This window comes from Uliginosibacterium silvisoli (genome assembly GCF_036017035.1).
GTDB lineage: Bacteria > Pseudomonadota > Gammaproteobacteria > Burkholderiales > Rhodocyclaceae > Viridibacterium > Viridibacterium silvisoli.
The window spans coordinates 298,855-318,229 of record NZ_JAYXHS010000002.1; the positions used below are offsets into that span (position 1 = coordinate 298,855).

The following is a 19,375-nucleotide window of genomic DNA, read 5'->3' on the forward strand; positions in this document are numbered from 1 at the left end:
GTCAAAATCTGCGGCTGGTGCGGTGATTTGTCTTGACAAACGGCGTTGCCGGCGTCGCGCGAAGCTCGGCGCCGCTCTGCGTGTTTCGCAAGACGACCTCGCGCCAGTTGCCCTGCTCGACGAGGATGAAAACGCAGGGCTGGGTCATCACTTGCTGCAGCATCTCGCCGGGTGCAGGGACGCGCTCGTGGAAGTCCAGCGAAAGGGTGTCCTTCTTAAGTGCGAACGCGTCGCTGTCCAGCTCGATGCTGTAGCCGGGCGTCGGGCGGGCACCCAGCGTCAGGGCGATCACGCGCTGGCGCTTCCAGTCTGGCGGGGCCGCAAACGGGTTCGACTGCCCGGCGAGTGCGCCTTGCCATTCACTTTCGTTGGCGAAGATCCGCGCAGCCGGTTCTCGCGTCAGCCAGGAGCAGCGCACCTGACTGACTGTCTTCAGGATCGGCCAGGTCGGCGCAGGCGCAAAGGCATTGGCGTTGGCGACGGTCGCCAGCAACGCCAGTCCGAGTACAACTGCTAGGCGGCCAGCGTTGCGCATCATGGTGTATCAGGCAGCCCGCCCGTTTTCGGCGCCGTGGCGACGGCATCCGGGTCGGGGAGCGAGAAGGAGGCGGTGATGCCGGTCGGCGCCACCGCAAAATCCAGCCCGCTGGTGTCGGCATTTACCTTGATGCTGAAGGCCGCGTCGGGGTAGATCGCGCAGACTTCGCCGAGGTCGCAGAAGTAGCCGTTGTAGTTGAGGTTCGTGCCGGCGATGACGCGGATGTCGCTGGCCGGGATGCCGCTGATGCTCCATGCATACTTCCCGTTCGCCGCATAGACGTTTGTGATGCCCAGACGCACGCCGGTGTTGGCGTTGGAAATGGCCACGATCATGCGCCCGTAGTTGGTGGTCGGGCTGGTGCCCGGTGCGACCTTGATGATGGTCAGCTGCACCTTGAAGCTGCGCTGGTTGGTCGTCACCGTCAGGTACGGATAGCTGCTGCCGAGCGGCAAGGTGGTGCGGTCGGCGGTGACCGTATAGGTGCCCAGCTTGGTCGTGGCATTGACGCTGCTGGCCGCAACGCTGACCGCGGGCGAACTGCTGGTGATGCTGGTGACGACTTCGCTGCTGGCCGCGGTGAGTTTCAGCTCCAGCGTGGCGCTGCTGGCAAGACTGCCGAAGCTGATCGAGGCGGGCGAAGCCACCACGATGCCCGATGGCGAGCCGCCACCACTGACGAGGGCGGCGGCCTGGTCCACCGCCTTGCGTGCGTTGATGAGGCCGTAGCCGGTTGCGTCATCACGGCCGGTTGCGCCGAGATCGTCCGTGATCTGCCCGTTGGCGATCAGCGTGTCGATGTCAGCTGGGGTGAGGTTGGCGTCGACGTAGCGCATCAGTGCGATGACGCCCGCCACATGTGGTGACGCCATAGAGGTGCCACTCAAGGGGCCGAAGCTTGGAACCCGCGTGATGGAGGCGTTGAAGCTGCCGATGGTGCTGTAGATCGCATCGACGTAGCCAGTGCCGGTGGTCGACTGGTATGCGTCGCCACCGGGTGCCATCACGCGCAGCGTGACACCGCTGTTCGAGTAGTAGGTCTGTTGCTGACGCGCGTCGAGTGCGCCGACGGCGATCACCCCCGCGCAATTGGCCGGGCTGCTGACGTCGGCCGCGCTGCCGCGTTCATGATTGCCTGCTGCGGCAACGATGACGACGTTCTGCGCGCGGGCGTTGGCGATCTCCGTGGAGAACTGTGCCGCGCAAGCGCCTGCCGCACCGATGCTCATGTTGATGACATCCGCCTTGCGCGGCGGCACGGTGCCCGAACGATTCGACAGTCCTGCTGCATAGCGGATGGCCTGCACGATGTCGAAGGAGGAGGCGTTCCTGCCGGGCGCGAAGACACGCAAGGGCATCAGCAGCGCCTGCGGTGCAACGCCCGCGCCGAACTTGCCGTTATTGTCGAGCGCTGCAATCGTGCCGGCGACGTGGGTGCCGTGCCAGTCGGGCGTGTCGGAGCTGGTGCTCGGATCGTTCGGGCTGGAACTGTCGCCGTCGCCCGTCATGTTGACGCTGACGAGGCTGCGGCCGTTATAGATCTGCGTCTGCAGGTCGGGGTGGTCGTCGATGATGCCGGAGTCGATCACGGCAACGATGGGGCGTTGCGTCGATCCCGGTAGCGACAGGCTCAGGATGCGGTCCATGGCCGAAGGCTGGTTGATCTGCTGGTAGCTCCAGCGCTGTGCGATGTACAGCGGCTCTGTCGGTGTGTAGGGCGCTGAGGTCGTCGATAGCAACTGCACCTGGAAATTGGGCTCGACATAATCGTAGAGGCCGGTCGCCATCAGGCGTTTGGCATATTCGAGCGTTTCCATCGCGCGTTGGGCGCGGCGGAAGCGGCCGGGGAACGCCTGCGTTGCACTCTGCGATGTGTCGCGAGCTTTTGCGCCGGGTTTGCCCCAGCGCTCGAGACGGGCGAGACCTTTGGCGCGCTGGCTGTCGTCCGATGACAGGCGCAGCAGATGGGCGCGCTCGCGGCCGCCGCCTTCGATCGTTTGCAAGCCCGTCGTCTGCATGACCTCGGTTTGTGCGGCAACCGAACCCCGCGCGGACAGCTTGGCCACGAGCTCGTCCGCAATGATCGCTTCGGTGCTGGTCGACGTGATTGCGCAGGTTGCTTCGCCGGGGGCGCCGATGCGCAGTGTGTACAGCGCGGAGCCGGCAGAGGCCTGCACGCGGATGTAGTACGTGCCGGTGCGGCCGACCTGGATGCACTTCGATGTTGCCGATGAAGTCGAGCTGCCGACCAGAGAGCCACTACCGTCGTCGATGAGGTAAAGGTCGACATCGTTCGTGGCGCTGCCGCCGACAAACGACATCTCGATGACCTGGCCCTGCGTCAGCGGCGTCTTGAAATAGTCATTCACATCGCCCGCGGCATAGGTGGCGCCGACCGGGCCGGAATTGGCGACATTCACCGTGCCGACCAGTTGCACCGGCGTGGAAATGCTCTGGGAGGTACCCAGACTGTTGTTGCTGCTACGGCCGTTCTGGCCCTCGTCATTCGTGTCGCCGTCGACGGCGGCTGTGTCGGGCAGGGTGATCGTGCCGCTGAGTGTGTAAGTCGCCGTGGCCGGCGCGGGCGTTGCGGCTGGACTTGAAGGCGTATTGCTACCGCCACCACCCCCACCGCCACACGCGCTGAGCAGGAAAACAAGGCCAGTGAGAAGGCAGGCGAGTCTGGCGTGCCGGCGCAGCGAGCGGATTGACGTAGCGATGTATGACACGTGTGGGCTTCCTGCAGCGATTCTGGAAAGGCTGCGGTGCGTGTTGCACCGCAGCCTGTCGCTTTGATGAGCGACGTATGCTGACAGGCTGCCCGGGCGGCGGCAACCGCGGCCTTCCCGGATATGCCGAATAGTGCCCGGGCTGTTGTGCGGAGCGCTGCCCCGTTCTCTTTCCGCCTCTAAGCCGGTCGCCGCATCTTGCGCCAACTGCGCAGCAGCGGCGGGCCGACCAGCAAAAGGACAGCCAAAGACAGGATGGCGAGGGAAACCGGCCGTGTCAGGAAGACGGTGGCGTCGCCCTGGCTGATGGTCATGGCGCGGCGGAAGTGCTTCTCGGCCATCGGCCCGAGGATCAGCCCGACGATTAGCGGCACGATGGGAATGTCGAAGCGCTTCATCGCAAAGCCCATCAGGCCGACGATGTAGAGCAGCATCAGGTCGAACCAGGACTGGCGCAGCGCATACGCGCCCATGGTGGCGAGCACGACGATACCGCCATACAGAAGCGGCCGCGGAATGCGCAGCAACTGGATCCAGATACCTACCAGCGGCAGGTTGAGGATCAGCAGCATGACATTGCCGATGTACAAGCTGGCAATCAGGCCCCACACCAGGTCAGGATTGGTGTCGAACAGCAAGGGGCCTGGCGTGATGTTGTATTGCTGGAATGCCGACAGCATGATCGCCGCGGTGGCAGAAGTCGGGATGCCCAGCGTCAGCAGCGGCACCAGCGTGCCGGTGACGGCCGCGTTATTGGCAGCTTCCGGCCCGGCGACGCCTTCGATGGCGCCCTTGCCGAACTCTTCCGGATGCTCGGCGAGTTTCTTCTCGGCGGAGTAGGAGAGGAAGGTGGGCATCTCGGTGCCGCCGGCCGGGATCGTGCCGAAGGGGAAGCCGATCAGCGTGCCACGCAGCCAGGGCTTCCATGAGCGCCGCCAGTCGCTCTTCGTCATCCAGATGGATTTTCCTATCCCTTCCACACGGGCCTGCAGCCTGTTCTCGTAGGTCGCGGTGTAGAGCGTTTCGCCGACGGCGAACAGGCCCATCGCGATCACCACGATGTCGATGCCGTCGGTGAGTTCGAGCACGCCCAGCGTAAAGCGCGCCTGGCCGGACTGCTCTTCGATGCCGATCATGCCAATGGCAAGGCCGACGAAGAGGCTGACGAATCCCTTCTGTGGAATATCGCCCACCACGGCAGACACGGCCACGAAGGCCAACACCATGATGGCGAAGTTCTCGGCAGGGCCGAGCTTGAGTGCCAGATCGGCCACGATGGGGGCCAGCAGGGTGAGCAATACAGTGGCAATAGTGCCCGCGAGGAAGGAGCCGATGGCCGCCGTCGACAGGGCCGGGCCGCCGCGACCAGCGCGTGCCATCTTGTTACCCTCGAGCGCGCTGACGATGCTGCCAGCTTCGCCTGGCGTGTTGAGCAGGATGGAGGTCGTCGAGCCGCCGAACATGGCACCGTAGTAGACGCCGGCCAGCATGATCAGGGCACCGGTCGGGTCGATGCGCGAGGTGATGGGCAAAAGCAGCGCCACTGTGGCTGCCGGGCCGATGCCTGGCAAGACACCGATAGCCGTACCGAGCGTGCAGCCTATCAATGCCCATAGTAGATTGCTCATGGTGAGGGCGGTTGCGAAGCCGACGCTGAAAAGGGAGTTCAAGGCTTCCATCTCAGAACACTCCCGGAATCATGGCGGGCAGGGCAACACCCAGAAGACGGAACAAGTGGAAAAGCGCGAGTGCCAGACCCAGCGACAGGAACAGGTCGCGTACGCGATGCGGGGTGTCGAGCGCGCGACATACGCCGTAGCACAGCAACCACGCCGCAAGGGTGAAACCGATCAGTCCGATCAGCGCCATGTGCGCGATCAAGGTGCCTGAGACGAGTACGAAGCCGCGCCACTCCGCTTCGGGCACGGCTGGTACATCTTCATCCCCCTGCTTGTCGGCGGGGTCGGCGTGGCCGAGCGAGCGTGTCGATTTGAGCAGCAAGGCGCCGCCGGAAATGATCAGGCCCGCCGCGATCAGCGACGGGAAGAATTGCGGACCGACGCGGGCATAGCCCGCACCAGCCGACATATTGGTGATCTGGAAGGCCATGATGAGGCCGAGAATGATCACGCCTATGGCGAGGTAGGCCTGATGTCGGCCTGGCCAATGGGTCATGGCAATGTCTCCCCGAAATATTGTTCCAAGCTGGGTGATGACCTCTCATGCCGACGAGCGTGAGAGGTCATCCGGATCGCATTTCTGCCGGGGCATGGCCCCGGCAGGCTCAATTCAGCTTGAGCTTGCCGATCACGTCCTTGAGGCGTTTGGATTCGCTGTCCACGAAGGCCTTGAAGGCGTCGGCTGGCTGATACAACTCCAGCCATTCCAGCTTTTCCGACTTGGACTTCCAGGACGCATCCTTCATGGCTGCCTCGACCATGCCGACCAACTGCTTTTTCTGTGGCTCGGTGATGCCTGCCGGTGCGAACACGCCACGCCAGTTGTACATCACCACATCGACGCCCTGTTCCTTCATGGTGGGCACGTCGATGTCCTTCTGGCGCGTGTCTGCCGACAGGCCGATCGCGCGCAGTTTGCCTGCCTTGATCAGGTCGACCAGCTCGCCGTAGCCGCTGACATAGGCTGCGAGTTGCCCGCCAAGAATGGCTGCCTTGCCTTCACCGCCACCGGCGAATGCCACGTAGTTGACCTTGTCCGAATGCACGCCGACGGTCTCGCCGATCAGCGCCACCATCACGTGGTCAACGCTGCCGGCTGAACCGCCACCGATGGCCACGGCACCGGGGTTGGCCTTGAGCGCAGCGGCCAGGTCCTTCATGTTCTTGATGGGCGAGGAGGGGGGAACAACGAGCACGTTGTACTCACCCATGAGGCGCGCGATCGGCGTGACCATCGACAGATTGACGGGCGACTTGTTGGCTTCGATCGAGGCCGCGGTGACCGCACCCGCTACGATCAGCGAGGTCGGATTGCCCTTTTCCGTGTTGATGAACTGCGCCAGGCCGATGGCGCCACCTGCGCCGGCCTTGTTCTCGACCGAGACTGACTTGGCCTGGCCCGAGGCGCGTAGCGCGTCGGCGAGCACACGAGCCACCGTGTCGAAGCCGCCCCCCGGATTGGCTGGCGCCATGATCTTGACGCTGTCTACCTGCGCCTGCGCGCTCAGTGCAACGCACGTCAGGGCAGCCATGAGGCCACGCGATAGTGAGGTGATTGGCATTTCTTGCTCCTTTGGAGGGACGTCCCTTTGTAAGCCTCGCGTGTGGGCGAGGTGTCGGCCCATGACGGCAAACGGCCCCTATTCGAGCGCCAAACATCCGGCATGGGAATACGGGGGTTCACTCTTCCGTCGCCAGGGGCTTTGTGGTACGGATGCTTTCAGCGTAGTGGCATTTCCGCCGGCTTCAAGCTCTCCGGCAGTGTCGGTTCGATCGTATTTGTTCGGCGACCGTCTCTTTTGCCTGCAAGCCTTATTGCGCCTGCCGGCACTGTTACAATGCCGGCATCATGCCTCCGTCTTCCAGTCAGTCCACGCCCCGCCAGCTCGCACTCGCGTTGATCCTCTTGATTGCCGGGGCCATGAGCATCGCTTTCGCGCCGATTTTCGTACGCCTGGCCGACGTCGGCCCGGTGTCCGTCGTCGCCTGGCGCCTGGGCTTGTCGATTCCTTTTGCGCTGGTGTGGTGGTCGCGGGTCGGCAATCCGCCGCGCGAAAAGCGCAACGCCAATGGGCTGCGCTGGTTGATCCTCTCAGGCGTGCTGCTGGCGATTGATCTGGCGCTGTGGCACATCGCCATCCAGTACACCTCGGTGGCCAATTCCACCTTCATCCTCAATCTCGCGCCGATCTTCGTCACTATCGGTGCATGGCTATTGTTGGCGGAGGCATTCGGTGGAGGCTTCGTGATGGCGCTCATCGCCGCCATCGTGGGCGCCGCCTTACTCGTGCGCGCCAGTTTCGACGTATCCCATCGCGACTTGCTGGGCGACATGATCGCGCTGGCGGCGGCAGTGTTCTATGCGGGCTACCAGCTGGCGGTAAAGCACTGCCGAAAGTTCTATCACACGGCGCATATCCTGGCCGGCACTGCCATTGTCACGCCACTGGTGCTGGCGCCCGTCATCTGGCTGATGGGCGAGAAGGTCATTCCGCAGTCATGGCAAGGTTGGGGTGCCGTCATCGGCATTGCGCTGGTGTGCCAGGTGCTCGGGCAGGGGCTCATTACCTGGGCGGTCGGGCACGTACGTGCCAATCTGGCTTCGGTTGTGCTCCTGGTGCAGCCCGTGACCGCAGCGGGCCTCGCTGTGATCATTTTCAACGAAACCCTTACGCCGATCCGCTTGCTGGGTTGCGGGCTGGTGCTGGCAGGCATCGTGTTGGCACGTCGGGCCAGCAAGTAGCTGCCGGATCGGCGCAGTACATACAAACAAAAAAGGGCCGCAGGAATGCGGCCCTTCTGGTTTGTAGCGGATGAGCTCAGGCGGCGTTGGCTGCCTTGCTCAGACCCGGGAAGGCGGCATCCGCAGCAGAGGCAGCCACTGAGGCGGAGATGTGCCCCAGCATGGCGGCCGACAATGTGGCGAGATCGTACTGTGGCTGCCAGCCCCAGTCGCGACGCGCGCTCGTGTCATCCAGGCCCTCTGGCCAGGAGGCTGCAATGGCGTCGCGATGATCCGGCGCGTATTCGATCCTGAAGTCAGGATTGGCGCGCAGGATCTCACCCGCGAAGTCTGCTGGCGCAGCGGAAAAGCCGCCAAGGTTGTAGCCGCTGGCTTGCAGGATGGTTTCCGGCGCCGCCTCCATGAATTCGATCGTGCCGCGAATGGCGTCCTGCATGGCCAACATTGGCAATGCACGATCAGGGCCCAGCGGGCACTTGAATGCTTCGCCACGCACGGCAGCATGGAATATCTCGACGGCATAGTCAGTGGTGCCTCCGCCTGGGGCACTTTCCCAACCGATGATGCCCGGGTAGCGCAGCACGCGCACATCCAGATCATGTTTCTTGCGATACCAGGCTGCGAGGTTCTCGCCGGCGGCCTTGGCGATGCCGTAGATGGTCGTTGGCCGCGTCGGTGCGCTGTCGGGCGTGGCTTCGCGCGGTGCGTCAGGGCCATACACGGCGATGGTGCTGGGGAAGAACACCTGCTTCACGCCGCAGGCGACGGCCGCTTCGAGGATGTTGAAGTAGCCGTTCAGGTTGACCTGCCAGGCGCGAACTGGATCTTTCTCGCCGGTGGCCGACAGTACGGCCGCGAGGTGATAGATCTGCGTTGGCTGGAACTTCTGGATCATTGCCATGAGCGCTGCAACGTCAGTGACGTCGAGCGTGGCGCTTACGTTGCCGCGCAAATCGCTGTCGAGGACATTGTCTGCGCCATAGCGCGCCCGCAGTGCGGGGACCAGCACCTGGCCTATCTGTCCGTTGCATCCCGTTACCAGGACACGTTGCCGGGAGCTGGTTCGTGCTCCCACTTCCGAATTGACCAGAGAATCCCGTGCCGCGCCCATCATTTTCTCCCTGCATGCAAGCTGTTTTCCCCGCCGCATGCGCAATAGTGCGCAGAGCAGGTGACAGGGATATTTAATGACGGGAGCGTCGAAAGGTTCCCGTGGATAAGAGACGGAAAAAGCCGCCTATCCATGACGAGAGGCTTCACGGATTGCCCGTTGCCGTCTGGAGCCATCAACCCGCAAGGCTGCGGAGCGAAGTCGGGCTGCTTCCTGGAAAGAGCCCGGCAGGTGCCGGGCTCCCGTAACGCTTACTTGAGGACGTCGAACAACTGCTTGCGTGTGGCGATGGCGCACAGCGGGAAGATGGTTCTCGCGTGGTAGTTCTTGTAGTCGTCTTCGCTGGCAAACGGCGGCAAGCCGAAAGCCTGGTCGGCTTCGATGACTGCAACGCGAGCACCGCGAGCATTGAAGGCTTGCTGGGCGCGGAGCGTGTTGAAGAACGGCACCAGTGGATCGCGCGCGCCGCCGCATAAGGCCATCGGCACCTGTGGCGTCCAGCCGTCGATCAACGAGTTTTCACGCAACACGCGCCGGACTGCGCTATCCGGATTCGAGCGGACTGTCTCGAGGAAGGGGGCCTTGAACAGATCGCTCAATGCCAGAGGCAGAACGCCCTTCGCATACAGCTCCGAGGCTTCGAGCGGACCGGGGAAATACGACTCGATGGTCGGCGCATAGGCGGGTTGGAAGATGTCCGCCGCTCTGCCGTAGATCGCGTGAGTGGCGCGGTTGAGCCCGATCATCGCGAATGCGCCCACTGCCGTGCCGGCCAGGGTGGCATTGCTGGCGCCGAAAACGAAAGTCTCTTCCAGTGCGTAAGGGCCGGACATCGGAGCTGCCGCCACGAGCGGAAACTCGCCACGGTAGCGGGTCTCGAGCGCTCGCGTGGTCGCCATCGATGCATGGCCGCCGTGCGAATAGCCGGTCACGAAGAGCTTGCCGATCTTCAGGCCGTATCTACCCAGTACCTTGCGCGAGGCGCGCAAGGCGTCGACGGTGGCGTCAGCCTCGGAGGCAGCATGCAGGTAGGCGTGATAGGGCAGGGTCGAGCCGCCATAGCCGTGGTAGTCCGGCGCGACGACGACATACCCCTTGGCGGCATACCAGCCGATGATGGCGGAGGTCTGATCCCCTGTGGGGTTGGCCATCGAGAAGCTGCGGCGGAACTCGGTGCCGTGATCGAAAGCGATGACAGGCGCACTGGTATTCACGGTGCAGCTTGCGTCACCCACCGGTGTGAGCACGGCGCCTGAAGAGGTGATGGGTTCGTTGCGTGGGCCACGGGCCTGGAACACGATTGCGTCGATGCGCACATCGCATTGTGCCGGGCCGACCAGCGCAGCCATTTGCGGACCCTGCGCGGCAAGTGCGGCATTGATGGCAGCCTTGGGTACGACGGTGATGGTCTTGCTGAGGATCAGGCGCCCGCGCTCCCACAGCTCTGCGTGCGCCGCCTGGCTGGCGACAAGGCTGGTAACGAGGCAGGTTGTGAGCAGGCTGAGCGCCCGCAGCTTTCCACGCATTCGACTCTTCATGTGATGCTCCTGTTGTTGTTTTCCGGATGGGCTGCGGCAGTTGATCGGCCTGCGGCGAGCTGCGGAAAGCTTATGACGCGCTGCTACAACTTGCGCGAGGAGTACCCATTGGTCGGCGTGGAGACAGGACATCCCGCGACGGCCGGTCGTTTTGCCCGGCCGCTCGCGAGGAGATGCTTGATGACGATGCTGGAGATGCGTGACAGGCCTAGCGGCGCGTCAGCGTGACGAAGTCGAAATCGTGTTCGTTGAACTCGTTGGCCTTGTGTGCTTTTCGCTGCGCTTGCTGCCACACGCCATGGTCAATCGGCGGGAAGGATGCGTCGCCTTCCGGCGCACAGCGCACGTCGGTGATGTACAACACATCGGCAATCGGCAGTGCTTCGGCATAGATCTGCGCGCCGCCAATGATGAACGCAGTGCTGTCGCCCGCACAGCGCGCCAGCGCCTCTTCCAGCGAGTGCACGACTTCGGCGCCGGGCGCACCGTAATTGCTGTTGCGCGTGATGACGATATTGCGTCGCTGCGGCAGCGGGCGACCCAATGACTCCCAGGTCTTGCGACCCATGATCACGGCGTGGTCGAGCGTCAGCGACTTGAAGTGACGCATGTCGTCGCGCAGGCGCCACAGCAGGGCGTTGTTGCGGCCGATGACGCCGTTCTCGGCAACGGCAGCCACGAGGGCTATCTTCGGGCGGCTCATACGGCGATCGGTGCGGAAATGGCTGGATGCGGGTCGTACCCTTCCAGCGTGAAGTCTTCGAAGCGGAAAGCGAAAATGTCACGCACCGCGGGGTTGAGTTTCATCGTGGGTAGGGCACGTTCTTCTCGGCTCAGCTGCAGGCGCGCCTGATCGAGATGGTTGAGGTACAGGTGGGCGTCGCCGAGGGTATGCACGAAGTCGCCCGGCTGCAGGTCGCAGACCTGCGCGATCATCAGCGTCAGCAAGGCATAGCTGGCGATATTGAAAGGCACGCCGAGGAAGATGTCCGCGCTGCGCTGGTACAGCTGGCATGACAGCTTGCCGTCGGCCACGTAGAACTGGAACAGGGCGTGGCAGGGTGGCAGGGCCATCTGGCTGACTTCGGACGGATTCCAGGCTGACACGAGGTGACGGCGCGAGTCCGGGTTCTTCTTCAGACCCTCGACAAGCTGGGTAATCTGGTCGATGACTGTGCCATCGGGCGTTTCCCAGCGACGCCATTGCTTGCCGTATACCGGGCCGAGGTCGCCGTTCTCGTCTGCCCACTCATCCCAGATGGAAACGCCGTTTTCCTTCAGGTAACGGATATTCGTATCGCCTTGCAGAAACCACAGCAGCTCATGGATGATGGAGCGCAGATGCAGCTTCTTGGTCGTCAGGGCGGGGAAGCCGTCCGACAGGTTGAAGCGCATTTGCCAGCCGAAGACCGACAGGGTGCCGGTGCCGGTGCGGTCGGTCTTGCGATGCCCGTGTTCAAGCACGTGGCGCATGAGGTCGTGATACTGGCGCATGGGGAATCGTTGCGAAGCGTCGAAGATGGGTAGGAGTTTGCCGCGGGTTGGCGCAGCCAGGCGCAATTCTATCGCGGATCACCAAACGGCACTTTGTCTCGGTCGGACTTTAGTCCGTGCTTCGCAAGGCGGGGCCGCCGGTTAGAATGTTTTCTGTCGAATTCAAAGAATTCAGGGGATTAGCTTGCTGTCGATGACCCGGCCCTACACGCTGCCCGACGAGCGCGCGCTCAAGCGGGCCATTGACGAACTCGGCCGCCTCGAGCCGGCACAAGCGCTGTCCGAAGCTGCGCAGTGGATAGAGTCCCTGCTCGGCAATACCGATCTTGCTGATACCGTGCGCCTGCGCGCCTTGTTCGCGCTGGACCAGGCCGTGCATCGCCAGGCGCGTGCCTGCATCGAGCTGTACCTGTCGGCTGTGGCCGTTGGATCCCCCGCGCGCAACAGCCTGTGGAAGTGCGCACATGGGCACTGGTCGCTGGTGTTCGATGCCTATGGCGAGAGTCTCGTGACCATGGCCGCCGCGGGCAAGGGCGACAAGGACGCCGCCATGCTGGCGGAGTTGAGCACGCGCGCCATCCGCGCCGGATCACAGTGCGCCAAATGGGATGCCTTCCGTCATGGGCCGATCACCGAGGCCGTATGGGCGCGCCTTAATCTGGCCTACCGGCTTGCCGCCGGGCAGGGCGTTACACGTCGCAACATGCGCCTGCGGGCCGACCGGGCGACCGAGACCAACGTCGAACGTGAGTATCTGCGCGCTTTTGCGCTGCATAGCCTGGGTGTCGATCAGCTCGATGCCTATCGGTTGGAACTGGCTTCACGCCTTATTCAATATGTACTGCCCTATCTGGAGCTGACCGAAGCGCCCGATGCCGCCAGCCTGCACTGGATCGACGTCAGCGGCGCGCAGCCGCCCGCACGCTTGGTGCGCACGCCCGGCAATTCAGGCGCCTTGCGTTTTTTCAGTGGCGTTGTAGCCGCGCAGCCCTTGCAGGACATGCTTGAGCTGGTTGTTGCCGGCGAGGTGCCGGCACCGCTGGTGGCGGCCGGAGAATCGGTGGCCAGCGATACGCATGGCAAGGTAGCCAGTGTGTTGTCGCACATGATCCGCAGTTGGTCCAACGAGCCTCCGGTCCGTCGCCATCGTCGCCACGCCTTGCCGGGCCGCATGCTGGTGGTTGAAGGCCTGCTGCAGTTCGCGCGTCGCCTGGCCGGTGATCCGAACGCCGCCGAGCCGCGTACTTGGCAGATGCAGGACGCCAGCCTGCATGGCGTTGGCGCGGAAACGATGCTGGATGAAGGCAATGAGTTGGCGGTCGGCACGCTGGTGGGCATGCATTTGCCGGAAGGCTCCGGCTGGCGCGTCGGTGCCGTGCGGCGTCTGTGGCGCAGTTCGAGCGCCATCGGCCCGATCGGTCGTATCGGTGTCGAACTGTTGGGCGGTACGCCGGCGGCGGCTTCTGTCGATGACGGTTCGGCCAAGGTGGATGTCATCGTGCTCGATACGCTCAAGCGCGGCCAACCCGTACGCATTCTGGTCCCCGTACCGGGGCCGCGCGCCGGCCAGGCAATCTACCTGTTGTGCGGCACTGTGCCAGTCAAACTCAGTCCCCTGACTACACTGGAGTACGGCGCGGATCACGAAATCCGCATGTATCTCTACGCGGGCTGACAGCCTGCACTGGCCCAAGCGCTGGCTGAAGCCGGCGTGCTGCCACAAGACGCCGGTTTTGGCCTGCAAGGTCAATCGGTTACAATCCGCGTTTTGTTGCGAAGCCCCGGGTACTTGGGGCCCATCAGGCCAGTGAAAACAACCTTCCTCGATTTCGAACAACCGATTGCCGATCTGGAAACCAAGATCGAAGAGCTGCGCTTTGTCCAGGACGAGTCTGCGGTTGATATCTCCGAAGAAATCTCGCGTCTCGAGGTCAAGCGTCAGGCGCTGACCAAGGATATCTACACCAAGCTGACGCCCTGGCAGATCGCCCAGGTGGCGCGCCATCCGCAGCGCCCCTACACGTTCGATTACGTCGAACACATGTTTACCGATTTCCAGGAGCTGCACGGCGATCGCTCGTTTGCAGACGACAAGGCCATCGTGGGCGGCATTGCGCGCTTCAACGGCCAGAGCTGCATGGTCATCGGCCACCAGAAGGGCCGTGACACCAAGGAAAAGATCCTGCGCAATTTCGGCATGCCGCGCCCCGAGGGCTACCGCAAGGCTCTGCGCATGATGAAGCTGGCCGAAAAATTCAACATGCCGATCTTCACCTTCGTCGATACGCCAGGTGCTTATCCCGGCATTGACGCGGAAGAGCGTGGCCAGTCCGAAGCCATCGGCCACAATCTGTATGTCATGGCCGAGCTGCGCGTGCCCATCATCTCCACCATCATCGGCGAGGGCGGTTCGGGCGGTGCATTGGCTATTGCCGTGGCTGATCAACAATTGATGATGCAGTTCTCGACCTATTCGGTGATCTCGCCGGAAGGTTGTGCTTCGATCCTGTGGAAGAGCGCCGACAAGGCCTCTGAAGCCGCCGAGACCATGGGTATCACCGCAGCGCGTCTGAAGGCTCAGGGCTTGATCGACAAGATCATCAACGAGCCGATTGGCGGAGCACATCGCGATCCACGTGCAACGGCGCAGTCCCTCAAGCGTGCATTGCAGGAAACGCTCAAGCAGCTGACCGAACATTCCACGGACGTGCTGCTGGAAAAGCGCTTCGAGCGCATGATGAGTTACGGCAAGTTCAAAGAACTCACCACCTGAAGGCGGCATCAAGCTACTGCGCGGGTCGATCGTGAGATTCCGGTGCTTGCTGTACTCCAGTACAGCTCCGCTCCTCGTCTCAACCTCGATCCCGCTCGCTACGCTTGCTGACGCCTTCATTCACATGGGTGAAGGGCAGGGCAGAAAAGCGCTGGCGAAAGGGTTTTGTGTCGTTGGATGTCGCTCTCTCGAAACGTCTTGAGTCAGTTTTAGGCCCTGATCTGTCCGGCCTGCGCCTATGCGTGGCGCTGAGTGGTGGGCTGGATTCCTCTGTCCTGCTTCACCTGCTGGCGCAGCTCGCGCCAAGTCTCCGTTTTCAACTCTCAGCGGTACATGTGCACCACGGCCTCAGTCCGAACGCGGATGCCTGGGCGATGCATTGCGAGCGCTTTGCGCAATCACTGAATATCCCGATCAGCATTCACCGTGTCAGCGTCGAGCGCCAAAGTGCGGACGGCTTGGAAGCGGCTGCGCGGCGGGCGCGGCATGCCGTGTTCGCGGCGACGGATTGCGACTGGATCGTGCTGGCTCATCATCGTGGCGATCAGGCTGAGACCTTGTTGCATCGCCTGATGCGTGGCACGGGCGTGCAAGGCATGGCGGGAATGCGTGAATGCGATCCGGCGCGCCGGATCGTACGCCCATTGCTGGATGTGCCGCGTAGCGGGCTGGAAACCCATGCAAGCGCGCATCGACTCGAGTGGATCGAGGACGAGAGCAATCGCGACACGCACTTCACGCGCAATTTCCTGCGCCGCGAAGTGTTGCCGTTGTGGTCGGAGAAGCAGCAGGGGCTGGAGGCAAATCTGGCGCGCGCGGCAGTGCTGTTTGCCGAGGCGGCTGATTTGCTGGAGGCATTGGCACATGAGGATGCTTTACGCATTGCGCCGGGGACGGCAGGCGCTCGCCAACGCCTGGCCGATCTCGATGAGGCGCGTGCGCGCAATCTCCTGCGTCATCTGCTTGCGCTTGCGGGCGAGCGTGCGCCGGATGCGAGCTGGTTACAGGAGGCCTTGCGTCAACTGCTGACGGCGAAGGACGGTGCGCGGCCGGTCCTGGGCTCAACTGCCCTGTGTGCCTGGCGCGAGGGCTTCTGGCTGGAGCATGAGGTGGCGCTTCCGCAGGCCATTGCGTGGCGCGGCGAGCTGCACTTGCCGTGGGCGGGCGGTGAGCTGTGCTTTACGCCCGGCGTAGGGGAGGGCGCGCTGCGCATCAGTGCAAATGCTCTGGTGTGGATCAAACCGCGCGTTGGTGGCGAGCAGATCCGGCCCGATGCCTCGCGGCCCTCGCGCAGCATCAAGCAACTGGCGCAAGAGGCAGACGTGCCGCCCTGGCAGCGCGATGTGCTCCCGTGTCTGTGGTGCGATGACAGATTGATATGGATTGGGGGTTTGGGGGCTGACACGAGCGCGCGCTGTCGGCCCGATGAAGAGGGTTGGCGCATCGAGTGGCGGGTCAGCGCGTGACGAAAAGATCTTGCGCCCCTAAGTAAAAAAGCCCGGCAAATGCCGGGCTTTTCCTTGATGCGATGAAACTCAGATCTTGCCTACGCCCGCACCGTTCTTGACGATGGTGGGGATGCTGGCTGCAGGATCCAGCGTGTAGCTGTAGTAGCTCTTCGGGTTGAAGCCCTGACCATTCTGCACCAGGCCGTCGTCTGCATGCGGAGGCGTTTCCTGGACGTTGGTGCTGTTCCAGGTGACCTTCACACCGTCCCAGTAGGTGATCAGGCGCTTGATGGCGTCCGTGTAGTTGCCTTCGGCTGTGATGTCGCACTCGACGCCAGCACCGACGAAGTAGTCGGTGATGCCATTGCCGTAGTTGTTGAACACGTGAGCCTGACCGAAGCGCACGCGTGGGTGACGCGTGTTGCTGTGGTCGAACCAGTTGTGATGGTAAGTGGCGTGCAGATAACCACGATCTTGCGCGCCATTGTCATCGCTGTGACCCAGCAGCATGCTCTTGTCGGTGCCGATGTAGCGATTCCAGGAAACCGTTACCCAGTCGGCGCCGCGCTTGACGTCGACCGAACCGTCATACGACGTGTAGAACGTGTTGTGGTCGACCCACACGTGGTGCGAGTAGCACTGGACGTTGATGCTGTCGTCCGACGAGTTCTTGAAGCTCAGGTTGCGGATGATGACGTTCTCGGCGGGCGTGAAGGTGCCCTTGTCGGCCAGATCGCAGGAGTCGCCTTCATTCGGCGGCAGGAAGTTGCTGACGTTCAGACCGAAGCCACTGATGGTGGCGGTCGAGCCGACGCCCTGGATGGTCTTGTTGGAACCCACGCGGACCATTTTCGGGCTGGAGCCGGAAATCGTGCCGGATACGAGCACGATGCGCGGCGTGTTATCGCCCACGGCAGCGACAAGTTGCGCAAAGGTCGTGACGGTAACCGTCGAGCCGCCTGCGCCCCCGTTGGTGCCGTTACGGCCGGCCTTGTTCAGGCTGGCAAAACCAATGACACCTGCTGCATTGCCTTGCGTGGTGCTCGAGACGGAGGAGCTGACCGACGAGGCGACGGAGGAAGCGACGGAAGAAGACGCCTTGGAGGAGCTGGACGAAGACTTCGACGATGAGACGGAGCTCGCTGCCGTGCTGGATGACGAGGAGCTGGCTGTGGTCGTCGTGCCGTACGAGCACCAGGCCGATGTCGTGAAGCTGTTGCTCGGGAAGGCTGAGCTCGTGCATGCGAAGCTACCCGTCTTGACCGCGTAGACGAAAGAGCCGGACTTGCCGAGTGCAACGTTCCGGGTGCCGGTCATGCTGCAGGTGGCGCCGGTGTTCTGCGCGCACTTCGTATAACCGGAGGGATAGTCCGTTGCGGCGTAAGCGCCGCCCATCAGCATGCAGGCGATAAGGCCCGCCGTGAGCTTGTGCATCATGTGTGTCTCCTTGGTTTTGGTGTAGGAGCCTCCCGGTCGAGCGGAAAGCCCGTCCGCAAAGTGGCCTCCGGGCGACCACATGTCAAGCTGCGGGGCACCATCCAAGTGACTGTTTTGTATTGAATAAATACGAAAACACAATGGTTTCCGGTCACATCTCCATATTTGCCAAAATCGACATCACAGTGGCCAGGCCGCGAGCAGGGCTGGCAGACAGAGGGAGGTGAAAATGCCATTCAGACTCATACCGAGTCCCGAAAAGGCGCCTGCCTTGTGCGAAATGTGGAGCGCGCGCGTGGTGCCGATGCCGTGACTGGCGATTCCCATTGCAAAGCCCTGGACGGCATCGTCGCGTACGTTCAGCCAGCGGAACAGGTGTTCCGCGCCTACTGCCCCAAGGATTCCGGTGGCCAGTACGGCTGCGGCGGCGAGCGAGGCGTTGCCGCCCAGCTTTTCGGCAAGGGCCATGGCGATTGGCGTCGTGACGGATTTGGGCGAAAAGCTCACCAGTACATCGTGCGGCAGGCCGAACAGCTTGCCGAACAACAACACCGAGACGATTCCGGCCGTGCCGCCAACCAGCAAGGCGATCAGCAAGGGTTTGAGCATGGCCCGCATATGGGAAATATTGGCGAACAGCGGTACGGCCAGTGCAATGGTTGCAGGGGCGAGCAGCAGGTGGATGAAGCGCGCACTCTCCATATACCTGTCGTAACTGGTGTCGGTGAGCAGCAGCAGCGGCACGATGATCGCCACCGATAGCAGGAGCGGATTGGTCAGCGTGTTGTGGCCGCTGCGCTGGTGAATCCAGGCCGCAAAGAGGTAAGTGGCGATCGTGAGCGTGAGCCAGAGGGCAGGATTGCCTAGTAGCGCGTTCATGCTTCGCCCTTCTGACGCGACAGCAGATATTTGAGCGTCAGTGCCGTTACGCCTAGTGTCACGGCAGTCGACAGCACAACGGTAGCGAGCATGCCCAGACCGTGTTCGGTCAGCACATGCGCGTGGGTCATGATGCCAACGCCAGCGGGGACGTACAGCAAGGCCAGGTTGGAGAGCAGTCCCTGACTGGCTTGCGCGACGGCGGGGGCGACGCGCTTCTGGATGATGCTGACGACCAGTAACAGGAGCATGCCAGCGACTGCACCGGGCAGGCTGACGTGCAAAAGGCTGACGATGAGCTCACCGGCGAGCCAATAGGCCATGAGGCCGACGAAGCCGGTCAGGAAGTCTGTCTGGGGGCTTGTTTTCACGATGGGGCGAAGATTGGCGTGACCGAGCGGGTGCTCTGGCGGGTGTTTGCGTGATTTCGAAGCTTACCCCGGCTGGTCGCTGGCTGGTGCGCTGCGACATCAAAAGCCTCGCCGCACGCGTAAGGGCTGTGGAATGCAGCAAAGTCCTGATAAAATTAAAAGTTATCTTCGACCCCCATCCTTAAACTGGAGTTTTTCATGGCTATTGAACGCACCCTGTCCATCATCAAGCCGGACGCTGTTGCCAAGAACGTAATCGGCAAGATCTACCAGCGCTTCGAAGAGGCAGGCCTGAAGGTTGTCGCCGCCAAGATGGTGCACCTGTCCGCAACCGAAGCCGGCGAGTTCTACTCGGCTCACAAGGAACGCGGCTTCTTCAAGGATCTGGTGGCATTCATGACTTCCGGTCCGGTGATGGTCCAGGCTCTGGAAGGCGAAGGCGCCGTGCTCAAGAACCGCGACCTGATGGGCGCGACCGACCCGAAGAAGGCTGCGCCAGGCACGATCCGCGCTGACTTCGCTGAATCCATCGACGCAAACGCTGTCCACGGTTCTGACGCTGTTGAAGCCGCTGCTGTGGAAATCGCGTTCTTCTTCCCCGGTATGAACGTTTACTCGCGTTAATAGAGTCATCT

At 62.7% G+C, this 19,375-nt stretch carries 17 protein-coding genes; 5 read left to right on the forward strand and 12 right to left on the reverse strand.

Features of this window, described 5'->3' with window-relative positions:
* Position 1: 1 nt before the first annotated feature.
* From VVD49_RS10970 to VVD49_RS10990, 5 genes are all read right to left on the reverse strand, one after another.
* Positions 2-538 carry a protease complex subunit PrcB family protein gene (locus VVD49_RS10970; protein ID WP_327599220.1) on the reverse strand — a complete coding sequence of 179 codons (537 nt, stop codon included), beginning with the start codon at positions 536-538 and terminating at the stop codon, positions 2-4.
* On the reverse strand, positions 535-3,267 hold the full coding sequence (locus VVD49_RS10975; protein ID WP_327599221.1) for a S8 family serine peptidase: 2,733 nt from the start codon (positions 3,265-3,267) through the stop codon (positions 535-537). The genes VVD49_RS10970 and VVD49_RS10975 overlap by 4 nt, the downstream gene beginning before the upstream one ends.
* Before the next feature lie 179 nt (positions 3,268-3,446).
* The gene (locus tag VVD49_RS10980) at positions 3,447-4,946 is read right to left on the reverse strand and encodes a tripartite tricarboxylate transporter permease (RefSeq protein WP_327599222.1); all 1,500 of its coding nucleotides are present in this window, start codon (positions 4,944-4,946) and stop codon (positions 3,447-3,449) included.
* 1 nt (position 4,947) lies between these two features.
* Complete coding sequence (locus VVD49_RS10985) at positions 4,948-5,442, reverse strand: tripartite tricarboxylate transporter TctB family protein (protein ID WP_327599223.1); 495 nt, start codon at positions 5,440-5,442, stop codon at positions 4,948-4,950.
* A 109-nt stretch (positions 5,443-5,551) separates the two neighbouring features.
* Positions 5,552-6,508, reverse strand: a complete 957-nt coding sequence (locus VVD49_RS10990) for a Bug family tripartite tricarboxylate transporter substrate binding protein (RefSeq protein ID WP_327599224.1) — start codon at positions 6,506-6,508, stop codon at positions 5,552-5,554.
* Between the two features lie 287 nt (positions 6,509-6,795).
* Here VVD49_RS10990 and VVD49_RS10995 point away from each other — a divergent pair, with 287 nt between their 5' ends.
* Positions 6,796-7,689: a DMT family transporter gene (locus VVD49_RS10995; RefSeq protein ID WP_327599225.1), complete on the forward strand. Its 894-nt coding sequence runs from the start codon at positions 6,796-6,798 to the stop codon at positions 7,687-7,689.
* 76 nt (positions 7,690-7,765) lie between these two features.
* Here VVD49_RS10995 and VVD49_RS11000 read toward each other — a convergent pair whose 3' ends face one another.
* From VVD49_RS11000 to VVD49_RS11015, 4 genes are all read right to left on the reverse strand, one after another.
* Entirely contained in the window at positions 7,766-8,839 is a 1,074-nt protein-coding gene (locus VVD49_RS11000; protein WP_327599226.1) for an NAD-dependent epimerase/dehydratase family protein, read from the reverse strand.
* Positions 8,840-9,051: 212 nt separating this feature from the next.
* Complete coding sequence (locus VVD49_RS11005; RefSeq protein ID WP_327599227.1) at positions 9,052-10,338, reverse strand: alpha/beta hydrolase; 1,287 nt, start codon at positions 10,336-10,338, stop codon at positions 9,052-9,054.
* A gap of 208 nt (positions 10,339-10,546) precedes the next feature.
* Entirely contained in the window at positions 10,547-11,041 is a 495-nt protein-coding gene (locus tag VVD49_RS11010) for a dihydrofolate reductase (RefSeq protein WP_327599228.1), read from the reverse strand.
* On the reverse strand, positions 11,038-11,832 hold the full coding sequence (locus VVD49_RS11015) for a thymidylate synthase (RefSeq protein ID WP_327599229.1): 795 nt from the start codon (positions 11,830-11,832) through the stop codon (positions 11,038-11,040). Before VVD49_RS11015 ends, VVD49_RS11010 begins: the two co-directional genes overlap by 4 nt.
* Positions 11,833-12,016: 184 nt before the next feature.
* Here VVD49_RS11015 and VVD49_RS11020 point away from each other — a divergent pair, with 184 nt between their 5' ends.
* From VVD49_RS11020 to tilS, 3 genes are all read left to right on the forward strand, one after another.
* Entirely contained in the window at positions 12,017-13,507 is a 1,491-nt protein-coding gene (locus VVD49_RS11020) for a hypothetical protein (RefSeq protein ID WP_327599230.1), read from the forward strand.
* A 132-nt stretch (positions 13,508-13,639) separates the two neighbouring features.
* Entirely contained in the window at positions 13,640-14,605 is a 966-nt protein-coding gene (locus VVD49_RS11025; RefSeq protein ID WP_327599231.1) for an acetyl-CoA carboxylase carboxyltransferase subunit alpha, read from the forward strand.
* Positions 14,606-14,847: 242 nt separating this feature from the next.
* Positions 14,848-16,071 carry a tRNA lysidine(34) synthetase TilS gene (tilS, locus tag VVD49_RS11030; RefSeq protein WP_327599232.1) on the forward strand — a complete coding sequence of 408 codons (1,224 nt, stop codon included), beginning with the start codon at positions 14,848-14,850 and terminating at the stop codon, positions 16,069-16,071.
* A 69-nt stretch (positions 16,072-16,140) separates the two neighbouring features.
* Here tilS and VVD49_RS11035 read toward each other — a convergent pair whose 3' ends face one another.
* The 3 genes from VVD49_RS11035 to VVD49_RS11045 all read right to left on the reverse strand — a co-directional run bounded on the left by VVD49_RS11035 (position 16,141) and on the right by VVD49_RS11045 (position 18,740).
* Positions 16,141-17,490 carry a pectate lyase family protein gene (locus VVD49_RS11035; RefSeq protein WP_327599233.1) on the reverse strand — a complete coding sequence of 450 codons (1,350 nt, stop codon included), beginning with the start codon at positions 17,488-17,490 and terminating at the stop codon, positions 16,141-16,143.
* Positions 17,491-17,670: 180 nt separating this feature from the next.
* Entirely contained in the window at positions 17,671-18,369 is a 699-nt protein-coding gene (locus VVD49_RS11040) for an LrgB family protein (RefSeq protein WP_327599234.1), read from the reverse strand.
* On the reverse strand, positions 18,366-18,740 hold the full coding sequence (locus VVD49_RS11045; RefSeq protein WP_327599235.1) for a CidA/LrgA family protein: 375 nt from the start codon (positions 18,738-18,740) through the stop codon (positions 18,366-18,368). The genes VVD49_RS11040 and VVD49_RS11045 overlap by 4 nt, the downstream gene beginning before the upstream one ends.
* Positions 18,741-18,938: 198 nt before the next feature.
* Between VVD49_RS11045 and ndk the strand changes: the two genes are divergently transcribed.
* Complete coding sequence (gene ndk, locus VVD49_RS11050) at positions 18,939-19,364, forward strand: nucleoside-diphosphate kinase (protein ID WP_327599236.1); 426 nt, start codon at positions 18,939-18,941, stop codon at positions 19,362-19,364.
* Positions 19,365-19,375: the final 11 nt, after the last annotated feature.

Bases quoted from the DNA above. Each gene is read 5' to 3' on its own strand.
- VVD49_RS10970 (WP_327599220.1), bottom strand. From the start codon at position 538: ATGATGCGCAACGCTGGCCGCCTAGCAGTTGTACTCGGACTGGCGTTG.
- VVD49_RS10980 (WP_327599222.1), bottom strand. From the start codon at position 4,946: ATGGAAGCCTTGAACTCCCTTTTCAGCGTCGGCTTCGCAACCGCCCTC.
- VVD49_RS10985 (WP_327599223.1), bottom strand. From the start codon at position 5,442: ATGACCCATTGGCCAGGCCGACATCAGGCCTACCTCGCCATAGGCGTG.
- VVD49_RS10990 (WP_327599224.1), bottom strand. From the start codon at position 6,508: ATGCCAATCACCTCACTATCGCGTGGCCTCATGGCTGCCCTGACGTGC.
- VVD49_RS10995 (WP_327599225.1), top strand. From the start codon at position 6,796: ATGCCTCCGTCTTCCAGTCAGTCCACGCCCCGCCAGCTCGCACTCGCG.
- VVD49_RS11000 (WP_327599226.1), bottom strand. From the start codon at position 8,839: ATGCGGCGGGGAAAACAGCTTGCATGCAGGGAGAAAATGATGGGCGCG.
- VVD49_RS11005 (WP_327599227.1), bottom strand. From the start codon at position 10,338: ATGAAGAGTCGAATGCGTGGAAAGCTGCGGGCGCTCAGCCTGCTCACA.
- VVD49_RS11010 (WP_327599228.1), bottom strand. From the start codon at position 11,041: ATGAGCCGCCCGAAGATAGCCCTCGTGGCTGCCGTTGCCGAGAACGGC.
- VVD49_RS11015 (WP_327599229.1), bottom strand. From the start codon at position 11,832: ATGCGCCAGTATCACGACCTCATGCGCCACGTGCTTGAACACGGGCAT.
- VVD49_RS11035 (WP_327599233.1), bottom strand. From the start codon at position 17,490: ATGATGCACAAGCTCACGGCGGGCCTTATCGCCTGCATGCTGATGGGC.
- VVD49_RS11040 (WP_327599234.1), bottom strand. From the start codon at position 18,369: ATGAACGCGCTACTAGGCAATCCTGCCCTCTGGCTCACGCTCACGATC.
- ndk (WP_327599236.1), top strand. From the start codon at position 18,939: ATGGCTATTGAACGCACCCTGTCCATCATCAAGCCGGACGCTGTTGCC.